This is a genomic window from Ruficoccus amylovorans (assembly GCF_014230085.1).
Lineage (GTDB): Bacteria > Verrucomicrobiota > Verrucomicrobiia > Opitutales > Cerasicoccaceae > Ruficoccus > Ruficoccus amylovorans.
In genome coordinates this window covers 152,978-175,367 of sequence record NZ_JACHVB010000014.1, presented here as the reverse complement: position 1 = coordinate 175,367, position 22,390 = coordinate 152,978, and the positions used below count along the sequence as shown (strand labels likewise).

Here is a 22,390-nt window from a genome sequence, read left to right as displayed (position 1 = left end):
AACAATATATAGAATGCGCGCCGGTTGCTGTCAGAGTGAGCTATTGGTTTTTCTGGGCTTGCTGCCTCTGTCGTTCGGCACGCAGGCGGGCGCGCTCGGCAAAAATCTCGTCCGCGGCTCTTACCATGTCCTCGTGCTGTGCCTGCCACTGGGCCATCTGCCGGGCCTCGCTCATGGCCAGGGCCATCTGCTGGCCGAGCATGAGCTGTCCGGCGGCATCGTAATGGACAAGGTCGGAGATGAGCGGAAGGCCGTCCGTCGAGACCATGTAGGCCTGCGAGACGGCGACATCCTCACCCGAGCGGCAATCCGCGCGGCGCATCTGGTCACGGACCTCGTCGCGGTAGGCGAAGCGCGGGGTCTCGATCGGGAATGGAAGCGCCTGCTGGTAAACCATCGGCAAATCCCCTAGTCCGAGATCCTCCTGTAGCCGTTGCTTGAACTGGCCGAGGTTCCTGGCATACTCGCGGGCGGAGACTTCGCTCTTGGCGTCCTGCTCGCCCTGCACCCAGACGATCCCCGCGAACCGGTAGTCCAGTCCGGATTCCTCCAGATAGCCGATGGCGTCTTCGCAGGTCTTGCGCAAGTCCCGGTAGTGGACGCCTACGTTCGGGTCCTCACGGGTTTCGCCCGGATAGAAATTTCTGCGGTTGGGGCCGGGCTCTTCGCCTTTCCATTGGGGGCCGTCCCAGCCACAATGCAGAGCCTTGCCCTGGGAATACGACTTGATGACGAAAACCGGCGTCTGCGGATCCATCTGGTGAAGCATGTGGGTAAAGCCGATTTCCGGACCGAACTCGTCCGGGCGGTTGCTGGTGCGCGTCTCACCGGGCACCAGCGGGACAAACGCCCCCTTGTGCCAGTAGTAAACATTGTCCAGCGGCTCCGAAAAGGCAGGGGGCATTTCATCCAGTTTGCCAATGCCCTGCATGTTGGACTGGCCGGAGAGGATATAGACCTGAACCTGCTCCGTATTTCTGGACGAGGTCTGCGCGTGTGCGCTCAGGCAGCACACAGCAATGGCAATGGAACACGTAACAATCTTACGCAATCGGGGCATAGTCATAAAGGGGTAGTAGTATGAGCACAGTATAGCCTGATTATTCAAAAAGGCCTAGTCGCGAATATCCGTGACACTTTCGCCTGCCTCCGACCTAACATACCATCATCGCCATTTATTTTGACCTGTTTTTTTCATGATTATACAGACCGGAACAGAGGTCTCAAGCGCTCTCGTGCCGGCGTATATAATCCCGTACAAACCCCGTCTGGCAGACGCCCCCGCATCCCGGCACAAAAAAGCGCCCCCTCTTGAGGGCGCCGTAAAGCGGGCATCAGCGGAATATCCCGAGGAGTTCGAGAGGTATTCCGGTCAGGCGGCAGGAACGACCGTGCCTGTGACCTTGATGTCACCCAGGCGGCACTGGCCGCCGGTGACCGTTTCCTCGGTTTCCTCATAGATATAGATGCGGAACTCGATATTCCCCTTCACGCCCTTGAGCGACTCCAGAGAAATATCTCCGGAAGGCGTGGGCTTGCCCTGCCCCGTTTCCTTGGTGCTGACGACTTTCAGGGGTTGCTGAAAGTTGTCCACGCTGCAGCGCACATCCCAGTACACACTGTGCTCACCGTCGAGCTTGGGAGCGCGGTAGGTGAAGCTAAGTGCCTGGAAATCGGCCTGAAAACCGTCAGCGATATTCAGACTGAATGAAAAATAAATATTGTCGATGCCGCGCGGGTACTTTCTCGGTCCGAGAAAGCCCCAGGTGCCCTCGAAACCCATCCCGTTCGCGGTGTTATCCGAGCTGGGGGCGCCCATCAGTACCGGGGTCAACTTACCCGCGGTGACATGCCCGGCCACGAGAGACGCCGGTTGCGGTGTCGTCGTTCTGCCGTCGCGGCCCGTTCCCACACTAAAGCCATAGTCGACAATCGTTTCAGCATTCGCCCACGAGCAACTGGTCAGTAGCCCAAAACACACGGCGGTGAAAAATTTTCGTTTATTCATAATCATTATCATTGGGGTTAGTGGATGTTCGAACAGCCTTTTGCCATCGGTGAATGTGTTAACGGTTCGATGCTGCAACGGCCTCCGATCCGCCAATCTATCCACGAGTGTGTCGGTAGCTATAGGGGGGACGGGAGGGGTTATGTGTTATCCATTTGACAGCATGGCACTTGGTCAAGCTCACGCCGGTCAATTAGCAGGACGTATCGGACATGAACCAATCATACCGCACTGCCATTCATCTATATAGTCACGTATGTGCGTGACACGTCCTTTTGTCTTTGCGCGCAAATCCATTATCCATCCCTCCCGTCCAACGAAAGACCTCCACGATGTCCCAGATATTCGTGACTAGGACGCAGGGAGTCTTTTACGATATAATCCCCCAATACCCAATACCCCAGGGCAACCCCGTCCAGCAAAACTCCCTCTTCCCAACCGTGCTGCGGAACGCCTCCTCTTATCCAGTTTATCCTGTTATTTTTATTCATCGGGTGCTGAAACCTTAAGATAAAATACAACTGTAATCATGCCTACTCCCCTCCTTCCCGGCCACTCTACGGCCAAAGAACGCCTGAAACCGCTCGCCGTCCTCGGCCTGGCCGCCTCCTTTGCGCTGGGTACTCCTTTACCGGCGGCATCAGACCATGCCGCCATCACGCAGACTTCGCTTCAGTCGGATATTGAAAGCCATTTCAGGAACCCGGACGAGGAAGCCCGCCCCTGGGCCTTCTGGTATTGGCTGAGCGGTAACGTCACGCCCGAAGGCATCACCTACGACCTCGAAGCCATGTCACGCGCCGGGCTGGGCGGTGCCTACATCTTCGCTATCGACCGCCCCGGCTACGAGCAATACGTCAAGGTCGATCAGCCCGCCACGGCCAACTCGGAACGTTTCTGGGACATGGTGAAGTTCGCCGTGCAGGAGGCCGACCGGCTCGGCATGCGCATCGCCCTGAATGCCTGTGATGGCTGGGCACTGGCGGGCGGGCCGTGGATCACCCCCGAGCTGTCCATGCAGAACCTGATCTCCAGCACCACCATCGTCGAGGGTGGCAAGCCGCTCAACCTGCGCCTGAAGCAGCCAGAAAACGACCTCAAGGCCGGGATGTGGAAGCTCGACCAGTACAAGGACTACTACCGCGATGTCGCCGTCCTCGCCTACCCCGTCGCCCCCGGCTGGGGAGATATCTCCGAGGACAATCTGAAGCCCGCGCAGCTCATCACTGATGTTGATATTAAAAACGGCATGAAGTCCCCACGCTTCGGCACCGCCCAAGCCGCCAACTGGACCCCCGGCGTGCGCGTCACACCGGACAAAACCGTGCCGCTGGACAAGGTCATCGACCTGTCCGGGCAGATGGACGAAAACGGTGATCTCCAGTGGACGCCCCCGCCCGGCAGATGGATCATCCAGCGTTTCGGCTCCGTCACCACCGGCGAGACCAACCGCCCCACCAGCCTTATCGGGATGGGACTGGAAGCCGACAAGCTCAACCCCGAAGCCATCCGCGTGCAGTTCGAGAACTGGTACGGCCAGGCCGTGGAAAAGGTCGGCCCCGAACTCGCCGGCAAGGTTCTCTCCATGAACCACAGCGACAGCTGGGAGTGCGGCAGCCAGAACTGGTCACCCGTGCTGCGGGACGAGTTCATCCGCCGCCGCGGCTACGACCCGGTGAAATACCTTCCCGCCATGACCGGCATCCCGATCGGCTCCGCCGAGGAGTCCGAGCGCTTCCTGTGGGACTTCCGCCGCACGGTCTATGATCTCATTCTGGATTCCTTCTTCCGCACCTCCGTCGAGCTGACCAACGAAACGGGCGGCACCTACAGTTCCGAAACGATGGCTGGCATCCTGACCGATTCGCTCGAATTCTACCGCGAGGTTGATGTGCCCATGAACGAGTTCTGGATCGCCTCGCACGGGCAGGGCTCGGCCATGTACCCCCGCGGTTCCTCCGGCGCGCACATTTACGGCAAGCGCTTCGTCCAGGCCGAAGCCTTCACCGAGCGCGTCATCAAGTGGACCGAAGATCCGTACTTCCTGAAGGCATTGGGCGATTTCAGCTTCGCCAACGGCATCAATCGCTTCGCTCTTCACGTCTGGGCCCACCAGGCTTTCCCGGACCGCGTTCCCGGCGTCACCCTCTTCAATGTTTACGGCACCGCCTTCAGCGGGAACCAACCCTGGCACGACCTCGCCCGCCCCTGGTACGACTACCTGCGGCGCAGCCAGGCCATGCTCCAGCAGGGTATCCCCGTGGCGGATGCCTGCTACTTCATCGGTGAAGAGCTTCCCAATGACGCCATTCAGCGTCAGGACCTGAACCCTGCCCTCCCCTTCGGCTACGACTACGACTGCATCAACCGCGACGCCCTCCTCACCCGCGCCTCCGCCAAGAACGGTCGCATGGTCCTGCCCGACGGCGTTTCCTACGGCGTACTCGTACTGCCCAACAGCATGCGCATGAGCCCGGAAGTCGCCGCCAAAATCGGCGAGCTGGCCACGGCTGGTGTTCCCGTCATCGGCCCCCGCCCCAACGTCACTTACAGTCTCACGGACTACCCCGAGTCGGATCGCAAGCTCCAGAGCATCGTCTCGAAGACCTGGGGTAACGTCGTGCAGGGCGTGACCCCGACCGAAGTGCTTCAGGCCAACAACACTCCCTTCGATGTGGAATTCATCGGCGCGGACATGTCCTGGGTCCACCGCGGCAAGAAGGTGAAAAAAAACAACGCGTCCTGGAACGGAGGTTCCGACCCCGAGCACAAGCCCGAGTTGGAAATGGAATATTCCTCGCCCACCTTCGCCTCCATCCACCGACGCACGGAGGACGCGGACTTCTACTTCGTGTCGAACCAGGAGCTTGAAGACCGCGACATCGAAGTGGCTTTCCGCGTCACAGGCCGCCAGCCCGAGCTTTGGCACCCAGAGACCGGCGAAATGCGCCCGCTGACCGACTGGCGCGTCGAGGACGGTCGCACCATCATCCCGCTCACCTTCACCCCGGCGGAGAGCTACTTCATCGTCTTCCGCGAGGCCGGTGAGCCGCCCGCCAAAACCGTGGCCAACTTCGGTGACTACCAGACTCTCGGCACGGTCGAGGGGGCCTGGACCGTCGATTTCCAACCCGGACGCGGTGCGCCCGACCAAATCGAGTTGCCCGCACTGGCCTCCCTCTCGGAGAACAGCGACGAGGGCGTGAAATACTTCTCCGGTGTCGCTACCTACAGTCGCCAGATCACCGCGCCCGACGCTGCCCTCAAGTCCAAGCACGGCGAGCGTATCCTGCTCGACCTCGGCGAGGTGCAAAATGTGGCCGAAGTCACGCTCAACGGCAAAGCACTGCCCGCTGTCTGGAAGCCTCCCTTCCGCGTCGATGTCACGAATGTCATCCAGCCTGGTGAGAACACCGTCGAGATCAAGGTGGCCAACACCTGGAAAAACCGCCTCATCGCCGACGCCGCACTCGCCCCCGATGAACGCGTGACCTGGACCCTCTTCCGCGAAAAGGAAGGCTGGTTCAAGCCCGGCAAGGACAAGCCGATCCCCGCCGGTCTCATCGGCCCGGTCTCCTTCGTCAAGGAAACCCGCGACGGCACACACTAAGTCTTTATCCCGATAGGGGTAAGCAAAGGAACACAAGACAGGGCTAACAGCTCCCGCGTTCGGGTCCGCTACTGCGGACGAAGGACGCGGGAGTTTCTTTTTTCCGACACCCAATCGACCCTGTAAATAAAATGGATGAGCTGCGACAGCACAGAGGGCTGAGGCTCTGGAGGATGACTGCGCCTCCGCGCAGTTGCTCGTATTTCGCGCGACGGACAGCATCTTCTCGGCCACCTGTTCGCACGACTTCGCGGACCAACCAGCCGCCTCTTTGTTGTCATGGAGAATCCACACAAGAAAAAGCCCCGGAAAAATTCCGGGGCCTTGATTTTAGAGCGTTTCAAATAAAGTCGTAGCCGTCAAAAAAGGGCCGAATGGCTAAATGATTAAATGGTTAATTGTTATTTCCTACGTTCGGAATCCAACAATTAACAATTAGCCATTTAGCTATTCAAAGTTTGTGGCTACAGTATTTTTTGAAACGCTCTAAATCGTATCCGTTTTCCATGACAGGCCTGACGGATAACACCGCAGGCTCGATGCCGGGCGTTACTTCGCTACTTAGCGACCGAGTAGTCGATATCTAACTTGGGACGCCACTCCGAAACGTTTCCTGCGCTGTAGGTTGACCACAGATTGAAGAGCACCTGCACGCCGCCTTCCTCCACAGAATCAGGCAGCTTGATCATCAGGTTCACCGTATCGGATTCGCTGGCGAGGGCCTTGTTAAGAGCTGCGACGAGTGCCTCGGAACTGGAGAAAACGATGGTGCCGTCCTCCTTGCTGATCGTTCCGGGATTGGCGGTGGTGCTGGAGAGCACAGCCGCATTACCGCTATCGGCATAAGTATCCCAGGTTGCCACCTGCGGGTCGAAGCCGGTCGTCATTTCCACCAGGTCGATTTTCACCGACGCATCCGCGCTGTTCTTGTCCGTGTTGCTGGCATACAGCGTGAGCGTGGCGGTATCAACGACCGCCCCCTGGGGGAGGTCCGACAGGTCGAAGCTCAGCAGCACGCGCCGACGGTTGCTGTCCTTGCCATTTGACCCCAGCGAGAGCGAGCCCTTGAACTGGCCCTTCAAACTGAGGAAAACAACCTTGCCGGAGCTGTTTCCGCTCTGGATATAGGCGCTGGCCGATCCCTCGTAGGATTCGGACGGCAGCATGCCTTGTTGGAAGGACATGTTGGCAGCCGCGGCGGCCCCGCTCAGCGCGATAAAGACAGCACCACCGGCCAGAAGCGACCGTATGGACGAATGCGATACAGGATAACTCATGTTGTCATGGATGTTGGGATTGCTTGGAGTAGGTTAGAAATCAAAGTCAGGGCTTCACTGCAGGGCTCAGGGCTTAGGTCCGGCTCCAGTCGTAGAGACGGGCGAGACCGTGCCCGTCACCGAGATGTTTCCGATCTGGCCGATGCCGCCGGTCACGGTCCCTTCTTCCTCCTCGTAGAGATAGACGCGGAATGTGATTTGACCACTGATTCCCTTCAAGGGCAGGATGGGAAGATCGCCGCTGTTGTAGCCGCTTTCACCGGGACTGCCCTTGCTCCCGCCGCTGACCCGCGTGGTCACCGTGGCAAGGGAGTTCCGGTAGTCATCCGCGCTACTGCGGACATCCCAATAGACTTTCTTTCCATTGAGATTGGGAGCGCGATAGTAGAAGCTGAACGAGTTGAAATCAATCTGGTACCCCTTCTTGATCTCCAGCGCGAAGGCAAAGTAATTCTCCCCCATGCCGGGCGTAAACCCCAGGTTCCCCAGAAAGCCGAAGTTGAAGAAGAAACCCGGCCCGCGCCCGATCGCCGGGTTGGTGCTAGGTTCGCCATTACAGAAGGGCGACAAGTCACCCGCCTTCACATACTCGCTCGCGAAGGTGGCAGGCTGCGGCGAAACCGTCCGGGCCTTGCCGACATCGATCGCGTAGTGGACGATTTGGGCGGCCTGCAACGTCGATAAGGCGGCAAACAGCCCCAGCACGCTGACAACAAAAGGCTTGAGTGCATTCATACTGGTTCTTTCAGGATAAAGATTAACAACGAAAAAAACAATAGCTGCCAAAGCTCAGCCCCGGGAAGCGGCGGGCAAGGTGCAAGTGTAGTTGTGGACGCCCGAGCCGACCGTCTCACGGCGGCCATCGGGCAGCTCGACCACCGCGCTTGTGTTCGGAGGAACAATCGCCTTCAGCGTGAAGGTGTCGCCCTCGACTTTCCAGTCCGTCTCGATCCGCCCGTAGGGGCAGTCGTAGTGGGTTTTAGCCCAGGTCAAGTCGCCGCCGGGCACGGGGCGGATCAGGATCGACTTAAAACCGGGGTCCAGCGGCGAGATACCGCCGACTACCGCATACAGCCACTGCCCGACCGCGCCGTAGGCGTAGTGGTTAAAGGAGTTCATGCCGCCGCGAGCGAAACCATTCTCATGCGAGTAGCTGTTCCAGCGCTCCCACATCGTGGTCGCCCCCTGGCGCACGGAGTAGAGCCAGCCCGGATAAGTTTCCTGCAACAGCAGGCGGTAGGCCACGTCGTTGCGGCCGATTTCGTTGAGCACGGGCATGAGCAGGCCGGTCCCGATGAATCCGGTGGAGAGGTGCCAGTCCCGCGCACGGATATCATCGACCAGATAACCGGAGGCCGTCTCGCGCAGCCGCTCGGGCACCAGGCCGAACCCGAGCGCGAGCACATACGCGGTCTGCGTATCGCCGCTGACGCGCCCGCCCTGGCTGATGAATTCCTTCTGGAACGCCGTGCGCACACGCTCGTGCAGATCGGAGTAGTGCTGCTTGTCGCGCTCATTTTCAAGCACCTCGGCTGTGCGTGCCACGAGGTCCGCCGCGTGCGCGAAGAAAGCCGTCGCCACCAGGGCGCGGGGCGTGGCGGTGTCGCCGGGGCCGCGAGAATCCTCCTTGTCCAGCGCCAGCCAATCGCCAAATCCGGACTCGGGGCGGATCAGGTTGTCGCTCGAACGTTCCTGAAAATCCACCCACGCCTTCATGGCCTCGTAGTTCTCCTCCAGCACCCGCCGGTCGCCGTAAAACTGGTAGATCGCCCACGGGCAGATCACCCCGGCGTCCCCCCATCCGGCGGCGCTGCTTTTCTGGTTCAGCCGCGGAGCGATGTTCGGGAACTGGCCGTCCTTGCCCTGCGCGTCACGCAGGTCCGTCAGCCACTTTTCGAAGAAGTTTTTCACGTCACGGTTATAGATCGCGGTGCGGATAAAGACCTGGGCATCCCCGGTCCAGCCGAGCCGCTCATCGCGCTGCGGGCAGTCGGTGGGGATTTCGAGAAAATTACTGCGCAGGCTCCAGACGATGTTCTGCTGAAGGCGGTTGACCAGCGGATTGGAGGTCTCAATCGAGCCCGCCGGTTGTAGTTGTGTGTGCATGACAACCGCCTCGACCGACTCCGGCTCGTGGGCGGCCCAAACGCTGGCATAGCGAAAACCGTGAAAGGTGAAATGCGGCTCCCACTCGACCGTGCCTGCGCGCGCGAAGTGGTAGGTATCGGTCACTTTGGCCTTGCGCAAGTTGTCCGTGTACAGGCTTCCGTCCGGGTGGAGCGTCTCGGCGAAACGCAGGATCACCGAGTCCCCCTCCTCGCCGGAGACGCGAAGCTTCACCCATCCGACCATGTTCTGCCCGAAGTCGTAAATCCATTCGCCCTTCTCCCCGCGCGTCACCGCAACCGGTTTGAGCGTCTCGTGCTGGCGCACGGTCCCGAAGCGCTTGGCCTCCATCGGGACTTGCGGAGCCTGCAGCAGGCGACACGGCCACCAGCCTTCGGCATCGTAGCCGGGCTCGCTCCAGTTCCCAAGTTCGAGGCGGGCATCATAGGTTTCGCCGTCATAGAAATCAGAGGACACAATCGGGCCAGTGCGGTTGAGCCAGTTTTCATCCGTGGCGACGATGTGTTCGTTGCCGTCCTGGTAGCGGATCACCAACTGCGCGAGCAGAGCCGTATCTTCGCCATACCAGTTTTTCCGGTGATGCTTGCCCCACATGAGATAGCCGTTGTGCCAGCCATCGCCGACGATGAAACCGAGCACATTCTCGCCCTTGCGCAGGGCGTCAGTCACGTCGTAGGTCAGGTACTGGTTGCGGATGTTATAGTCCGTCCAGCCGGGCGCGAAGTAGTCCTCGCCCACGCGCTGGCCGTTGATCCAGCCTTCAAAAACCCCTCGGGCGCTCACGTAAAGCCGGGCCGACTCGACCTTGTCGCCCTCCTGGCCGGCGGGGGGGATATTGAACTGCGTACGGTAATAAACGGCTGGCATGCTCTGCGCGGTGTCGCGCTCGTGGCCAGTGATCCAGCGCGCGCTCCAGTCACCACGCCCTAGCAACCCGGTCTCCCAAGTGGCCACCTCGCTCCAGTCGGAGACGTTTCCGCTCCGGTCCCAGACCCGCACTTTCCAGAAATACAGCTGCCGCGCCTCGGGCTCGGGACCACCATAGACGACGCCGACCGATTGGTCCGAAATGACTTTTCCGCTGTCCCACCAGAAATGCCCCTTGTCGAGGTTTTCTCTCGAATAGGCGACCACCACCTGGTAGGCGCTCTGGCGCACATCGCTTCCGGTATCGGCCAGTTGCCAGCTCAGGCGCGGGGAACGAGGATAAATCCCCAGCGGCCCCTCCTGACCCTCACAGCGCAAATGCACCGGAGCATCGACGCCAGCGTGCAAGGAAGGGGCCAGGCAGGCCGCGTTTACCCACAAGACGACTCCTGTGATCCCTGCCAGGAGGGAAGATTTCCAGATGATCATTAGGTTATGCGATTTAAATGTTTGTCTGTTATTCTCCCATTAACTGGTCACACTGACCGGGGAATGACGGCGTTGCTTCAAACGATCCCCGGCCAACACGTGTACAGCGCAGATGCCTTTTTTGGGTCACGTTCGCTCGACCAGGGCCTCGGCGTGCACAAAAGTGGAAACAGCCGACGAGCAGGAACACGAAAAATCTACGGGCGAGAAAAATCATGCGGGGCAGAATGGTTGTCTGGGTTAACGGTGACGGCCATTATAACAGATGCTCGCCCGGCTCACAGTCACGTATATCAGGGACACCTCCCCCTTTCCCGCCTCAGCAGCAGATCGCCCCGTTCATGGCGTCCGCGATACTGTCAACCCATTGCGGGCTGCCTCCGACCCCCTATCCACCGAGAATGATTCGGTAGTAGGCATGTCCCAGCAGTCCGATCAGCAGGAGATAAATCGCCAGCGCGGCCGCCGATAAGCCCGCCGGAGCGTAGCGCTGCTTCGCGCCCTCCCAGACCTTAATGATCGTACCCGCCTGGTCACCCGCGTTGCGGCCCTTTTCCAGCGCGGGACTCAGCGTGCGGATTTCCTTCCGGATGCGGGCAACTTTCTCAGCAGTCAGCTCGCCTTCCCCGAACCCCGGCTCACCACGCAGCCGATGGGAGATATTCACCACCGGCTGGGTAAAGACCGAGGACAGAAAAAGGAAAAACCCGATCAGCGCGATAAACCAGTACCCGCTCGCCACCGACGCATAAAGCAGTGCTGCAACGACCAGGTACTTTCCCGAAAGGTCCAGCAACGGGTGCCTGCCCACCAGCGTGTATTGAAGCACGCGGCCCCCGTCGAGGGGTTTCACCGGGAGCACATTATAAAGATTAAACAGGCAGCTCGCCCACACAAACCACAGCGCACCGGCGTAGCCGATCCACGGCGCCAGGCACATGGCGAGATAGATCCCAAGCGTGCCGACCAAGGGCCCGGCCAATGCCAGGCGCAGGCACACCGCCGGATCTTTGGCCGAAGGCATATCATTGACCCAGCGATTGAAAAACCGCAGTACAAACAGCCCGCTATCCGCGCAGCCGGAGCGCTTCATGGCCAGCAGATGTCCGAGGTCATGAACGATCACCGCCACCGCCAGCAGGCAGAAATAATCCAGGCTGAACGGAATCAGCCCGACCACTGCGAATAGCACGAACCCGAGCAGGACCAACACGCCCTTGCGCAGACCTTCGGGGCGCTGTTGCTGGCGCTGGTGCACCGCCTCGACTATCTGCGCGTCGCTCAAAGGCTCCGGTGCCGGAGCGGTCGGTCGGGTACTCACCTACTGCTGGTTGTTCTGGTCCTGAATGATGCTGCCCTGCGGCATATCCGGCAGGATGTTTTGGGTATCCATATCCGGCAGGATATTCTTGTGCATATCGGGGACCAAATCGCTGCTCATGTCCGGAACGATGTCGCTCTGCATATCGGGCAGGATATTCGTCTGCATGTCGGGCAGGAGGCCGCCAAGACCGTCTTCATGGTAGCCATCGATGACGCCCTTGAGCTTCTTCTTGTCCTTGGTGAAGGTCAGGCGGACGGTGCTGTTGTTCGGGTTGAACTGGTAAAGGTCGTTACCGCCGTCCTCGATGCGCAGCCCGTCCTGCTCAAAGCGCAGGACCAGCCAGCGGCCCTTGAGCGTGTGCTTGACCAGGCTGGTCACGTCCACTACCTTGAGGCCCGGCTCGGAGGTCTGCTCCAGCACGTTGTTGGCCCGGGAAATCTGATTGGCCTGAAACTGCTGGGCGCGGCTCTTGTCGGAGTCCTTGTCGTTGACCGTACCGATGTACTCGATACGCAGCGGGCGCGGCTTGCCCACGACCTGCTGGAGCACGAAGCTCAGCAGCACGGAGTAGCCTTCCTTGGTCTTTTCCTTCAGTTCCTCGCGCAGATCGTCGTCTTCCAGGTCGAAGTAGGCGAAGCCCTTCACCGTCGTGTCGGTATTATTGTCGTTGAACAGCGTGGCATTACCCGCGACAAAGCGCGTGAAGTCCATCTGCGCGTAGCGGTCGGCCGCTTCGCTCTGCCCCTGCATGGTGCAGACCTGAGCCGCTTCAAAGTGGTCGTCGGCATACAAGCCCAGTGAGGAAATAACGAGAAGTGAGCAGAAAGACGCTTTTATGAACATAAGGATCAACGGGTTGGGTGTTAAAGCTTCTGGTCGGCGATCATTTGACATACTCCGGCACAGGGCAATGCTATTTTCACAGATCAGCAGAGACTTTGCCCCGTTTACCAGAGACGAATTCGCTTTACTTGTCACCTCTCCTTGACAAGGTAGCCCCCGCGTCTCTAAAACTTGGCCTTTGATATGGATTTGAAAGACAGAGCCGACAATGGCAACGAAGTCACCCGTGTTCTCAAAGTACAGAACAAGATGGGCATCCATGCGCGGCCCGCTGCGATGATCGTGCGGATTGCCAACAAATACGAAAGCGTAGAAGTCTGGGTCGAAAAAGACAGCGACCAGATCAACGGCAAAAGTATCATGGGACTGATGATGCTGGCCGCCGGGCAGGGCTCCGAACTCAAGTTCATCGCCACCGGCGACAAGGCCCCCGACCTCCTCAACGAGCTGGAAGAACTCTTCTCCCGCAAGTTCGAGGAAGCCTGAAAATCGGCCCCAGCGGATGATTCGGGCCGAAATACCGGCCCCATCCATATCCTCTGCGCAAGATTAGCGAACTTTTAACGTGGCGCTAATAGTTGGTATTAAGCATGTTGAGAGAGGTAGTATCCTCACGGACTGTTATTTATGCAGGTCAACACCTTATCGGCTTGTCTATTGTCTCCTGTAGCGCATAGTTAAGGGATACCACCCAGTGGGATAATTTCAAACAGCCCAATCTTCCCTCCTGATTCACTCTGCCGCACATAAATCCCCGCCTGAATCCGTTTAATCATGCGCCAGTATGACTCCCTCCCGACCCATGTGCGAAGCTCGCACCTGTCGCTCTGCGCCCTGCCCCGGGAAGCGTGAGCTCAGTCCTCTCTCGCTTCAGAATCGGCCCGGATTCACCCTGGTCGAGATCATGGTTGTTGTCATTGTTGTAGGCATACTGGCGGTGCTGGCCGTATCATCGTTTCATCAGGTGCGGCTTCGTTCCCAGAATACGATCATACTTAACGCATTCCGGCAGTTCAAAGGGGCTTTTACCATGTACGAGATGGAGAACGGCTTCTGGCCCGAGGACACCAATGAGGGGATCCTCCCGCCGGAGATGGAGGGCTATATCCCGCGTCACGATTTTGAAAACACCACTCCGATGGGCGGTAACTGGGATTGGGAGTGTGGGGTCTTTGGCATAGCGGCAGGCGTTTCCCTGCGAGCCGCCAGAGTGGACGATGAGCAGATGCAAATGGTGGACCAAAGCCTCGACGACGGCAACCTGGCCCAGGGCAGCTTCCGCGTCGTGGACAGCGATGCCTACACGCTTGTCCTGATGGAGGAGTGAGCCGCGCCGCCTGCGGCGGGGATCGTCTGGTTTATCAAAAGCTGGAGTCAACAGCATGCCATCTCCCAGCTTATCTCTGACGCCGCCTCACCACCTGCCCGTAACGCAGCAATGTCTCCGCTTTGGGGTTGCCTTGTCCGGCGCGCATCCTCACACGCTTAGGGGTATGAAACTGGCCAGACACGGCACCGGCCCCGAAATCTTCGAAAGCCTGCAAGGCGAAGGTCTCAGCATGGGCGTGCCCAGCGTCTTCGTCCGCCTCTCCCTGTGCAACCTCCACTGCACCTGGTGCGACACTGCCTACACCTGGAACTGGACCAATACCCAGTACAGGCACGTTAACGACACCCCCGACGCCCCCCGCAAGTACCGCCGCGAGGAGGAAATCATCGAACTGGACTGCGAAAGCGTGGCTGAACTTATCCTCAAGTTTCGGGCGCGCAACCTGATCTTCACCGGCGGGGAGCCGCTACTCCAGGGGCGGGAACTCGCCCGCCTGGCCGCGCATCTGCTCAGGCTTGATCCGGCCTGCCGTTTCGAGGTCGAGACCAACGGCACGCTGCGCCCGCCCCCGGCTCTCGATGCGCACATAGCGCAGTACAACGTCTCCCCCAAGCTCTCGAACTCCGGCAACTCCCCCACCGAACGCGAAAAGCCGGATGCCATCGCCTTCTTCGCCCGGTGTGAGCGGGCGTGGTTCAAGTTCGTCGTCGCCAATGCCGCCGACCTGGAGGAAGTCCGCACGCTACAAAACCGCTACGACATTCCGCAGAGCCGCATCCTTCTCATGCCCGAAGGAACCAGTCCCGACGAACTGCGGGAAAAAAGCCGCTGGCTCGCCCCCCTCTGCCTGCAACACGGCTACCGCTTCGGCGACCGCCTGCACGTCCACCTCTACGGCAGCAAGCGCGGCGTCTGATAAAACAAGGAATTTAACAGAAAGGACGGGAAGATCAGAAAGGAATACCAGCCCCCCGCGGCGATTTCTATTTTCAGCCATAGAGATGCCCAAGACCTGATAATCCGTCCCCCGTGGAGGCAACAATGGCAGGGCTGGACGCGCATCTTTTCGCCCTTTCCGACCTTCCTGTTAAATCCCTTCGGTAAGAATCGGCCTCAGGACTCTGACTCTTCCTTGAAAAGATCGCCCATGACCTTGGCGTAAAACGCGGACAGGGTCATATAGATGCTCTCCGGATCGGACAGGCGGGCGACCTTTTTGGCCAGCGCCTGGGCCTCTTTGAGCTTCATACGCCGCAGCAGGTACTTGATCTCGGGCAGCGAGGCGGGTGTCACGCTGATGGACTCGGCCCCCAGCCCGTAGAGCAAGGGCACATAAATCGGGTCCGCCGCCATCTCGCCGCAGACTCCGACCGGCACCTTGTGCTCACGGGCCACGTCCATGATCCGCTCCAGTGTCCGCACCACCGCCGGGTGGTTTGGCTGGTAAAGGTGCGCGATCCGGTCGTTAACCCGGTCAACCGCCAGCAGGTACTGGATCAAGTCGTTCGTACCGATACTGAAAAAGTCGCAATGCTCGGCCAGCAAGTCGGCCACCAGGGCCGCGCCGGGGATTTCGATCATGCTGCCGACCTTGATGTTCTCGTCGAAGGCGGCATGGCGGTTGCGCAGTTCCTCGCGGGCCTCTTCCAGCACCTGGTTGGCGCGCAGAAGCTCTTCCACGCTGCTGATCATGGGATACATGATCTGCACCTCGCCGAATGCACTCGCCCGCAGGATGGCCCTGAGCTGGTCCTTGAAAACATCGGTATGCTCCAGGCAGAAACGGATCGCCCGGAAGCCCATGAAGGGGTTCTCCTCCTCCTGCGCGTACTGATAGCTGCTGACCATCTTATCGCCGCCGAGGTCGAGTGTGCGGATGATCATCGGGTTGGGCTGCATGGCCTCCACCGCCCGCCGGTAAACCTGAAACTGCTCCTCCTCTGTGGGGAACTTGTCCCGGCTGATGAAGAGCGACTCGGTCCGGTAAAGCCCGACGCCCGCGCCCCCGTTACCCAGCACACCGGGGCACTCTTCGGGCCCGCCGATGTTACCGTAAACTTTCAGAGTTTTCCCATCGAGCGTGGTGGCGGGCAGCAGGCTGCTTTTCTCGAAAGCCTTTTGGATGTTCTGGCGCTCCTGCTTGAGCTTGCCATAGCGGAACAGCGTCTCCTCGCCGGGGTTGATAATCACCGTCCCGTCATAACCATCGACCAGCACATAGTCACCGCTGTTCAGGCGCTTGGTGACATCGTGCAGGCCGACCACGGCAGGGATTTTGAGCGAGCGGGCCATGATGACCGCGTGGCTGGTGCGGCTGCCGGCGTCGGTGACGACGCCGATCACCTTGCTGCCCTCCAACTGGGCGGCATCGGAGGGCGAGACATCCTCGGAGGCGACGATGCGCTCCGAGGTCAGTTCGTAAAGGTTCTGTGCGGTCTGCCCGAGAAGATTCTGGAGCACGCGCCGGGTCACGTCGCGGATGTCCGTCATCCGCTCCTTGATGTACTCGTCGTCGAGCGCGGCGAAGACCTCGATGTAGTGCTGCGCCACCTGGGCGTAGCAATGCTCGACATTGTGGTGCGTCTCCTCGATCTGGCGGATCGTCTCGTCGATCAGCGCGGTATCTTCGAGCACCAGCAGGTGAGCGTCAAAAATCTTGGCCTCGCCCTCGCCGAGGCGTTCGGCCACTTCGTTGCGCACGCGGAGGATCTCCTTGCGCGTCTCGAACAGCGTTCGCTCGAAACGTTCAATCTCGCGGGGGATGTAGGCCGGTTCCAGTTCGAGGACGGGAATTTCGAGATCCCGCTGGTGAATGACGAAGACTTCCCCATGGGCGACGCCGGGCGAAGCGGCAACCCCTTGTAGAACTTCTTCTTTTTTATTAGTACGGTCTAACATACCCGATAACCAGCGGCATAGTTGTATAGCTATTTCCGTGCGAGAAAACCATGAAGGCAAGGAATTTCTGCACCCCGGTCCAAGCCCGCTTCCATGCCCCTACAGCGTGGAGGTCGCCTGAATAAAGGCCTGCGGCCCCCAGGCGGCGGAAATTGCCCCCCGCACGGTGCTTAGTTTTTCCGGCTCCAGCCCGTCAATGAGGGCAAAACAGGCGCTCCCGCTGCCGCTCATCAGGCAGGTCAGCCCGAAGTCCGCCCGCAACTGCTCCAGCAGAACCGGCAGGGCCCGGTACTTCTCGAAGGCGACCGTCTGCATGTTGTTGTAAAACGGGAACTTGTCCAACTCCGGCGCGGCCTGCCACTCGGCCAGCCCGGCCTCGATCCGGGCCGTCTCGGCATAGACATCGCCCCGGGCCTTCATCCGTCCGTAAGCCCAGCCGGTGGCGACCCCGAAGGGCGGCTTGAACACCAGCAGCCCCACCCCGCGAAGCGCCTCGGCAGCCTTGCCCGTCAGCGGCTCGATGTGCTCACCTCGCCCGCGCATCACGACCGGCCCTTCCTGCAAAAACAGCGGGCAGTCCGAGCCCAGTTCCGCCGCCAGCGCGGCCAGTTCGGACTCCTTCAGCGGCTCACCGGTCAGGCGGTTCATGGCGCGCAGGGCCGAGGCCCCATCACTGCTTCCCCCGCCCAACCCCGCGCCGTGCGGAATGCGCTTGTCCAGGTCGAAGGAAAACGCCCCCTTAACCCCGGTCTTGCCGCGAAAGAGCTGCGCCGCCTTCAACACGAGGTTGCTCTCGTCCAGGGGCACGCCGGGCATGTCGCAGCGCAGGGAATCGGCCTCGCCCGCCGGGTCGTAGGCGGTTTCCAGCGTGTCGCCAAAGGCCAGGGGCGCGACCACGCTGACCAGGTCGTGAAAGCCGTCCGCGCGCATGCCGGTGATGGCGAGCAGCAGGTTGACTTTGGCCGGGGCGGAGAGGGTCAGTTTTTCAGCACTCATTTTTCAGTCAAAAGAAGTTGGCACACTGTCGGCTATGCGTTGGGATGAAAAGCCATTTATGAGCCCAGGGTTCTACAGGAGCCGCGCCGGGGCGTCAGTCAAAAACCCGGCCCGCCGCCTCGAAAACCCGGACCCCGCCAGCCCTCCCCGGCCTGGCGAGCCGCTCGCGACTTTCCAACCATTTAGCCATTTAACCTTTTTCACACCATGAGTCAGCCCAGAGAGGATTGTAAACTGATACTGGCCCTCGACGTGCCCACGCGCGAGGAAGCCTTTGCCATGCTGGAACGCTGCGGCAGCGAGCTGCGCTGGGTCAAAGTCGGCCTGCAACTGTTCGTCAAGTACGGCCCGGACTTCGTCAAGGAGATCGCCGACAAGGGCTACGCGGTCTTCCTCGACCTCAAGCTGCACGACATCCCCAACACCGTGGCCTCCGCCGTGCGCAGCCTCAAGGGCCTGCCCATCGGCATGCTCACGCTCCACTCCATGGGCGGACAGGAGATGATGACCCGCGCCGCCGAAGCCGCCGCCGAGATTAACCCGGAGCTGACCCTGCTCGGCGTCACCGTGCTCACCTCCATGAACCGCACCAACCTAGCCACCATCGGCTTTGACGACGACCCCGAGGCCATGGTCCTGCGACTGGCCCGGCTGACCGCCGAGTCCGGCCTGGGCGGGCTGGTCTGCTCGCCGCTGGAGCTGCCGCTGGTCCGCAAGGAACTCGGCCCCAAGCTGGCCATCATCACCCCCGGCGTGCGCCCCGAAGGTGCCAGCGCCGACGACCAGAAGCGCACCCTCACGCCCGCCGGTGCCCGCGAGAAGGGTTCGTCGTTCATCGTCGTGGGACGCCCGATCCTCAAGGCCGAGGACCCCAGCCAGGCCATCCGCCGCATCCTCGCCGAGCTGCGCTGAGCGGCAAACAAGCTCCCGGCCCCGGCCCATGCCTCTCGCCCTGCTAACCGTGTCAGTTGTGTAAAACCTCACCCTCTGCCCGGCTCAAAGGTAGACAAATCTTCGCTTTATCGCCATCCCTGCTCCCTTCCCCGGAGCCGTGAGCGATGAGCCTTCACCCCGTCCGGTCCGCGTACCGGGGAGCAACCTGAACCTTTCCCATGTCACAAGCAGCCATTTTCCTTTGCGCCGGAAGCGGCACCCGCATGCGCGGAGCCGTCCACGACAAGGTGCTCACACCCTTGCTCGGCCTTCCCGTGCTGGTGCACTCGCTCAAGGCGTTCCAGACCGCCGGCATCATTGACCAGATCACCGTCGTTTACCGCGACGAGGAGCAGCGTCTGGACATTGAAAAAGCCTTCGCTCAGCACAACGATGCCGGGTATCCCATCAACTGGGTCGAGGGCGGCCGCGAGCGTCAGGACTCGGTTTTCAACGCGCTCAACGAGCTGTCCCTGCTGGTCGAGTACGTCTTTATCCACGACTGCGCCCGGCCGCTGGTCCACCCGGAGGCCCTGCGGGCCTTGTCAGCTGCCGTGAAAAAGGACCGCGCCGCCGTGCTCGCCCACCGCGTGACCGACACGATCAAAAAAGCCTCCACCCGCCGCACCCTGAGCAAGCGCAAGCTGCGCGACGTGCCCCGCGCCGGACTCTGGGCGATGGAAACGCCGCAGGCTTTCGAGCGCGAGATGATCGTCGAAGCCTACCGCCGCCTGCGCCTCGAAAACCTCAGCGTGACGGACGACACCGCCGCCCTCGCCCACCAGCACATCGGCGTCACCCTGGTCGAGAACGATTGGCCCAACCCCAAGCTGACCGTCCCCGGCGACCTCGATTACCTGGAGTTTCTCATATCCCGGCGGCTGGGCTGAGCCCCACTGCCTTCAAAGGAGTCAAGTGAGGACAAGAAGGGCTTCACCGGCAACGCCTTGCCTTTGATCATTCGCAGCAAAAGCGGGTATAAGGTTGCCAGTCGGCGCGACCATCCCCTCAATGGCCGGCATGAGTCAATTTCGTATCGGACTGGGCTATGATATCCACCGCTTCGCCGAAGGGCGCAAGCTGATCCTGGGCGGCGTTGAAATCCCGCACAGCAAGGGGCTCGACGGCCACTCGGACGCCGATTGCCTGACCCATGCCCTCGCCGACGCCGTGCTCGGCGCGCTCGGCCTGCCCGACATCGGCCACTTCTTCCCCAACGACGACCCGCGCTGCAAGGGCATGGACTCGCAGGACATCCTGCGCCGCGCCGTCGAGGAGGCCCACAACCGCGGCTACCGCGTGGGCAACTGCGACATCGCCCTCATCGCCGAGGAGCCGAAAATCGCCCCTCACCTCGACGCCATGAAGCGAGTCCTGGCCCAAAACCTCCGCGTCGAAACGACCGAGATCGGCCTCAAAGCCACCACCAATGAAAAAATCGGCGATCTGGGACGCGCCTTGGGCATCGCCGCCCACGCCACTGTCCTGCTGGAAAAAATCTAGTGTGGTGAGTTTACAGTTTGCGGCGTAGTTGGTGGTCCATCTTGGATGCAGCCCAGAGACGATGCTGCAAGCATCGAAAGTGCAAGGTCCGGCTGGACCAGCAATCTGCCTGCCGCGGGTGCGGGCTGCGCAGGCCCGCAATAATTATGCCGGGAACTTAAGACACGACCTAGAGGGAGTACGTGAGCATCTCCTCGCCGTGGAAAATCGTCAGGTGGTTGCGGGCGTCGGGCTGTTCGCTTTTTTCCGTGCGACCGACGACGGCGGCCTCCACGCCGAAGGAGCGGATGACTTCGAGCAGGGTGTCGGTGTCCTGCGGCGAGCAGTAAACCTCCAGGCGATGCCCCATGTTGAAGACCTGGTACATCTCCTTCCACGGGGTCTGGCTGGCGTGCTGGATCGCCTTGAAAACGGGCGGGATCGGCAGCAACTGGTTTTTGATAAAGTGGACGTTGCGCCCGAAGCGCAGGCACTTGCCCTGCCCGCCGCCGGAGCAGTGGACGAGCCCGCGCACGCTTTCGCGATGGTCGCCAAGGAGCTTCGCCACGATGGGGGCGTAGGTGCGGGTCGGGCTGAGAAGGGCCTGGCCCACGGTCATGCCGTCACCGTCGGGAAGGAGGTCTTCCAGCTTGTAGGGGCCGCAATAAACGAGGTCGGCGGGCGTCGCCTTATCGTACGTCTCGGGATACTTTTCCCGGTAGTAGGGGCTGAGCAACTCATGGCGGGCACTGGTCAGGCCGTTGCTGCCGATGCCACTGTTGACAAAGGACTCGTAACTGGCCTGTCCGGCGGAACTGATGCCGATGATGGAGAGGCCGGGGACGATGTTCTCGCCCGTGATCACCTTGTCGCGGTCCATCACTGCCACCGCGCAGCTGTCCACCGTCACGGTGTCGGTCACGTCGCCCACATCGGCGGTTTCGCCACCGCCGCTGACGATGTTCACGCCGTACTCGCGCAGCGTGGCCAGAAATTCCTCCGTCCCGTTGATCAACTCGGCCAGCGCATTGCCAGGGAAGGCCCGGGCGTTGCGGTTGACGGTGCTGTTAATGAGGATCGGGCCGGTCGCGCCGACGCAGAGCAGGTCGTCGATGTTCATGACGATGCTGTCCTGGGCGATGCCACGGAAAATGCCCGCCTCGCCCGTTTCGCGGAAATGCAGGTAGGCGATGAGCGACTTCGTGCCTGAGCCGTCGGCGTGGATGAGGTTGCACTTGGCGGGGTCGCCGGTGAGCACGTCAGGGACGATCTTGCAGAAGGCCCCGGGGAAAAGCCCCTGATCGAGCTTGTCCACGGCGGCGTGAACTTCGCCCTTGGTTGCGGAAACGCCACGGGCGGCGTAACGGCCGGTATCTGGTTTGGAATCTGCCACGGTAAAGGTGTTTTTAGGGAAATCTGGGCGGCACGGAAAGGCCGTTTTTTTTCGAAGGTGTGTCGTTCTCGGACGGAACCCCGGTTCGGGAAAGCCCTTGGCCGTGAGGACAAAGGGCGAACCGTGATGGCCGGAGTCAGAGGCGTTTCTCGATCTCGGCTCGCAGTTCGGCGTGCTCGCGGGTGACGGGGAAGTCCGGGTACTCGGCGGCGAAGGCGTCTGAGGGGCGGAAAAGGATGCCCGCATCGGCACTCTGAAGCATGCTCAGATCGTTGTAGGAGTCGCCCGAGGCGATGATCTCGAAGTTGAGCGAGCGAAACGCCTCGACCGCTTTGCGCTTCTGGTCGTCCTGGCGCAGGGCGTAGCCGGTGATCCGGCCCTCGGCGTCCACCACCAGCTCATGGCAAAACAGCGTCGGGAAATCGAGCTGACGCATCAGCGGAGTCGCGAACTGACTAAAAGTGTCTGAAAGGATGATGACCTGCGTCACGCTCTTGAGCCAGTCGATGAAGTCCTTCGCGCCCGGCAGGGGCCGGAGCGTACCGATGACTTCCTGGATGAAGGGCAGCCGGATATCGTGCTCGGCGAGCAGCCCGAGACGGTAGTTCATGAGCACGTCGTAGTCGGGCTCGTCGCGGGTGGTGCGGCGCAAGCCGTCCACGCCGGTTTTTTCCGCAACCGCCAGCCAGATTTCCGGGATCAAGACCCCCTCAAGGTCGAGACAGACCAATTTCATAGACCGCGGATGCTCCCGGGAGTCCCCGCCACAGTCAAGGCTTTAGGTCACGTCTATAAATTATCTCTCGTTCGGCC

The 22,390-nt window shown here is 60.7% G+C and carries 18 protein-coding genes; 7 read left to right on the top strand and 11 right to left on the bottom strand.

The window, feature by feature from the left end; all coding sequences use genetic code 11:
• Nucleotides 1-40: 40 nt before the first annotated feature.
• On the bottom strand, nucleotides 41-1,060 hold the full coding sequence (locus H5P28_RS05270) for a sialate O-acetylesterase (RefSeq protein ID WP_185674671.1): 1,020 nt from the start codon (nucleotides 1,058-1,060) through the stop codon (nucleotides 41-43).
• A 312-nt stretch (nucleotides 1,061-1,372) separates the two neighbouring features.
• Nucleotides 1,373-2,008 carry a hypothetical protein gene (locus tag H5P28_RS05265; RefSeq protein WP_185674670.1) on the bottom strand — a complete coding sequence of 212 codons (636 nt, stop codon included), beginning with the start codon at nucleotides 2,006-2,008 and terminating at the stop codon, nucleotides 1,373-1,375.
• A 529-nt stretch (nucleotides 2,009-2,537) separates the two neighbouring features.
• Here H5P28_RS05265 and H5P28_RS05260 point away from each other — a divergent pair.
• A complete protein-coding gene (locus H5P28_RS05260; RefSeq protein WP_185674669.1) occupies nucleotides 2,538-5,618 on the top strand; it encodes a glycosyl hydrolase in 3,081 nt (1,026 codons plus the stop codon).
• 557 nt (nucleotides 5,619-6,175) lie between these two features.
• Here H5P28_RS05260 and H5P28_RS05255 read toward each other — a convergent pair.
• The 5 genes from H5P28_RS05255 to H5P28_RS05235 form a co-directional block, all read right to left on the bottom strand.
• Nucleotides 6,176-6,895, bottom strand: coding sequence for a DNRLRE domain-containing protein (locus H5P28_RS05255; protein ID WP_185674668.1), 720 nt, complete (start codon nucleotides 6,893-6,895; stop codon nucleotides 6,176-6,178).
• Between the two features lie 66 nt (nucleotides 6,896-6,961).
• Nucleotides 6,962-7,630 (bottom strand): hypothetical protein, encoded by a 669-nt coding sequence (locus tag H5P28_RS05250; RefSeq protein ID WP_185674667.1) that lies wholly within the window; start codon nucleotides 7,628-7,630, stop codon nucleotides 6,962-6,964.
• Nucleotides 7,631-7,684: 54 nt separating this feature from the next.
• Complete coding sequence (locus H5P28_RS05245; RefSeq protein ID WP_185674666.1) at nucleotides 7,685-10,378, bottom strand: glycoside hydrolase family 78 protein; 2,694 nt, start codon at nucleotides 10,376-10,378, stop codon at nucleotides 7,685-7,687.
• A gap of 388 nt (nucleotides 10,379-10,766) precedes the next feature.
• Nucleotides 10,767-11,699, bottom strand: coding sequence for a zinc metalloprotease (locus H5P28_RS05240; protein ID WP_185674665.1), 933 nt, complete (start codon nucleotides 11,697-11,699; stop codon nucleotides 10,767-10,769).
• Nucleotides 11,700-12,545 (bottom strand): hypothetical protein, encoded by an 846-nt coding sequence (locus tag H5P28_RS05235; RefSeq protein ID WP_185674664.1) that lies wholly within the window; start codon nucleotides 12,543-12,545, stop codon nucleotides 11,700-11,702. It abuts the gene before it with no gap.
• Nucleotides 12,546-12,728: 183 nt separating this feature from the next.
• Between H5P28_RS05235 and H5P28_RS05230 the strand changes: the two genes are divergently transcribed.
• The 3 genes from H5P28_RS05230 to H5P28_RS05220 all read left to right on the top strand — a co-directional run bounded on the left by H5P28_RS05230 (nucleotide 12,729) and on the right by H5P28_RS05220 (nucleotide 14,791).
• Nucleotides 12,729-13,031 (top strand): HPr family phosphocarrier protein, encoded by a 303-nt coding sequence (locus H5P28_RS05230; protein ID WP_185674663.1) that lies wholly within the window; start codon nucleotides 12,729-12,731, stop codon nucleotides 13,029-13,031.
• Nucleotides 13,032-13,347: 316 nt separating this feature from the next.
• Nucleotides 13,348-13,872 (top strand): prepilin-type N-terminal cleavage/methylation domain-containing protein, encoded by a 525-nt coding sequence (locus tag H5P28_RS05225; protein WP_185674662.1) that lies wholly within the window; start codon nucleotides 13,348-13,350, stop codon nucleotides 13,870-13,872.
• Nucleotides 13,873-14,038: 166 nt separating this feature from the next.
• A complete protein-coding gene (locus H5P28_RS05220; protein WP_185674661.1) occupies nucleotides 14,039-14,791 on the top strand; it encodes a 7-carboxy-7-deazaguanine synthase QueE in 753 nt (250 codons plus the stop codon).
• A 197-nt stretch (nucleotides 14,792-14,988) separates the two neighbouring features.
• Here the strand turns inward: H5P28_RS05220 and ptsP are convergent, their stop codons facing one another.
• Nucleotides 14,989-16,773: a phosphoenolpyruvate--protein phosphotransferase gene (gene ptsP, locus H5P28_RS05215; protein ID WP_185674660.1), complete on the bottom strand. Its 1,785-nt coding sequence runs from the start codon at nucleotides 16,771-16,773 to the stop codon at nucleotides 14,989-14,991.
• Nucleotides 16,774-16,872: 99 nt separating this feature from the next.
• Nucleotides 16,873-17,769, bottom strand: a complete 897-nt coding sequence (ispE, locus tag H5P28_RS05210; protein ID WP_185674659.1) for a 4-(cytidine 5'-diphospho)-2-C-methyl-D-erythritol kinase — start codon at nucleotides 17,767-17,769, stop codon at nucleotides 16,873-16,875.
• A 207-nt stretch (nucleotides 17,770-17,976) separates the two neighbouring features.
• Here ispE and pyrF point away from each other — a divergent pair, with 207 nt between their 5' ends.
• The 3 genes from pyrF to ispF all read left to right on the top strand — a co-directional run bounded on the left by pyrF (nucleotide 17,977) and on the right by ispF (nucleotide 20,205).
• The gene (gene pyrF, locus H5P28_RS05205) at nucleotides 17,977-18,681 is read left to right on the top strand and encodes an orotidine-5'-phosphate decarboxylase (protein WP_185674658.1); all 705 of its coding nucleotides are present in this window, start codon (nucleotides 17,977-17,979) and stop codon (nucleotides 18,679-18,681) included.
• A gap of 200 nt (nucleotides 18,682-18,881) precedes the next feature.
• Nucleotides 18,882-19,592, top strand: a complete 711-nt coding sequence (ispD, locus tag H5P28_RS05200; RefSeq protein WP_185674657.1) for a 2-C-methyl-D-erythritol 4-phosphate cytidylyltransferase — start codon at nucleotides 18,882-18,884, stop codon at nucleotides 19,590-19,592.
• 130 nt (nucleotides 19,593-19,722) lie between these two features.
• Complete coding sequence (gene ispF / locus H5P28_RS05195; protein WP_185674656.1) at nucleotides 19,723-20,205, top strand: 2-C-methyl-D-erythritol 2,4-cyclodiphosphate synthase; 483 nt, start codon at nucleotides 19,723-19,725, stop codon at nucleotides 20,203-20,205.
• Between the two features lie 169 nt (nucleotides 20,206-20,374).
• On the opposite strand, the gene H5P28_RS05190 is transcribed toward ispF, so the two are convergent.
• Entirely contained in the window at nucleotides 20,375-21,577 is a 1,203-nt protein-coding gene (locus H5P28_RS05190; RefSeq protein WP_343075467.1) for an AIR synthase related protein, read from the bottom strand.
• Between the two features lie 136 nt (nucleotides 21,578-21,713).
• On the bottom strand, nucleotides 21,714-22,313 hold the full coding sequence (thrH, locus tag H5P28_RS05185; protein WP_185674654.1) for a bifunctional phosphoserine phosphatase/homoserine phosphotransferase ThrH: 600 nt from the start codon (nucleotides 22,311-22,313) through the stop codon (nucleotides 21,714-21,716).
• Nucleotides 22,314-22,390 lie beyond the last annotated feature (77 nt).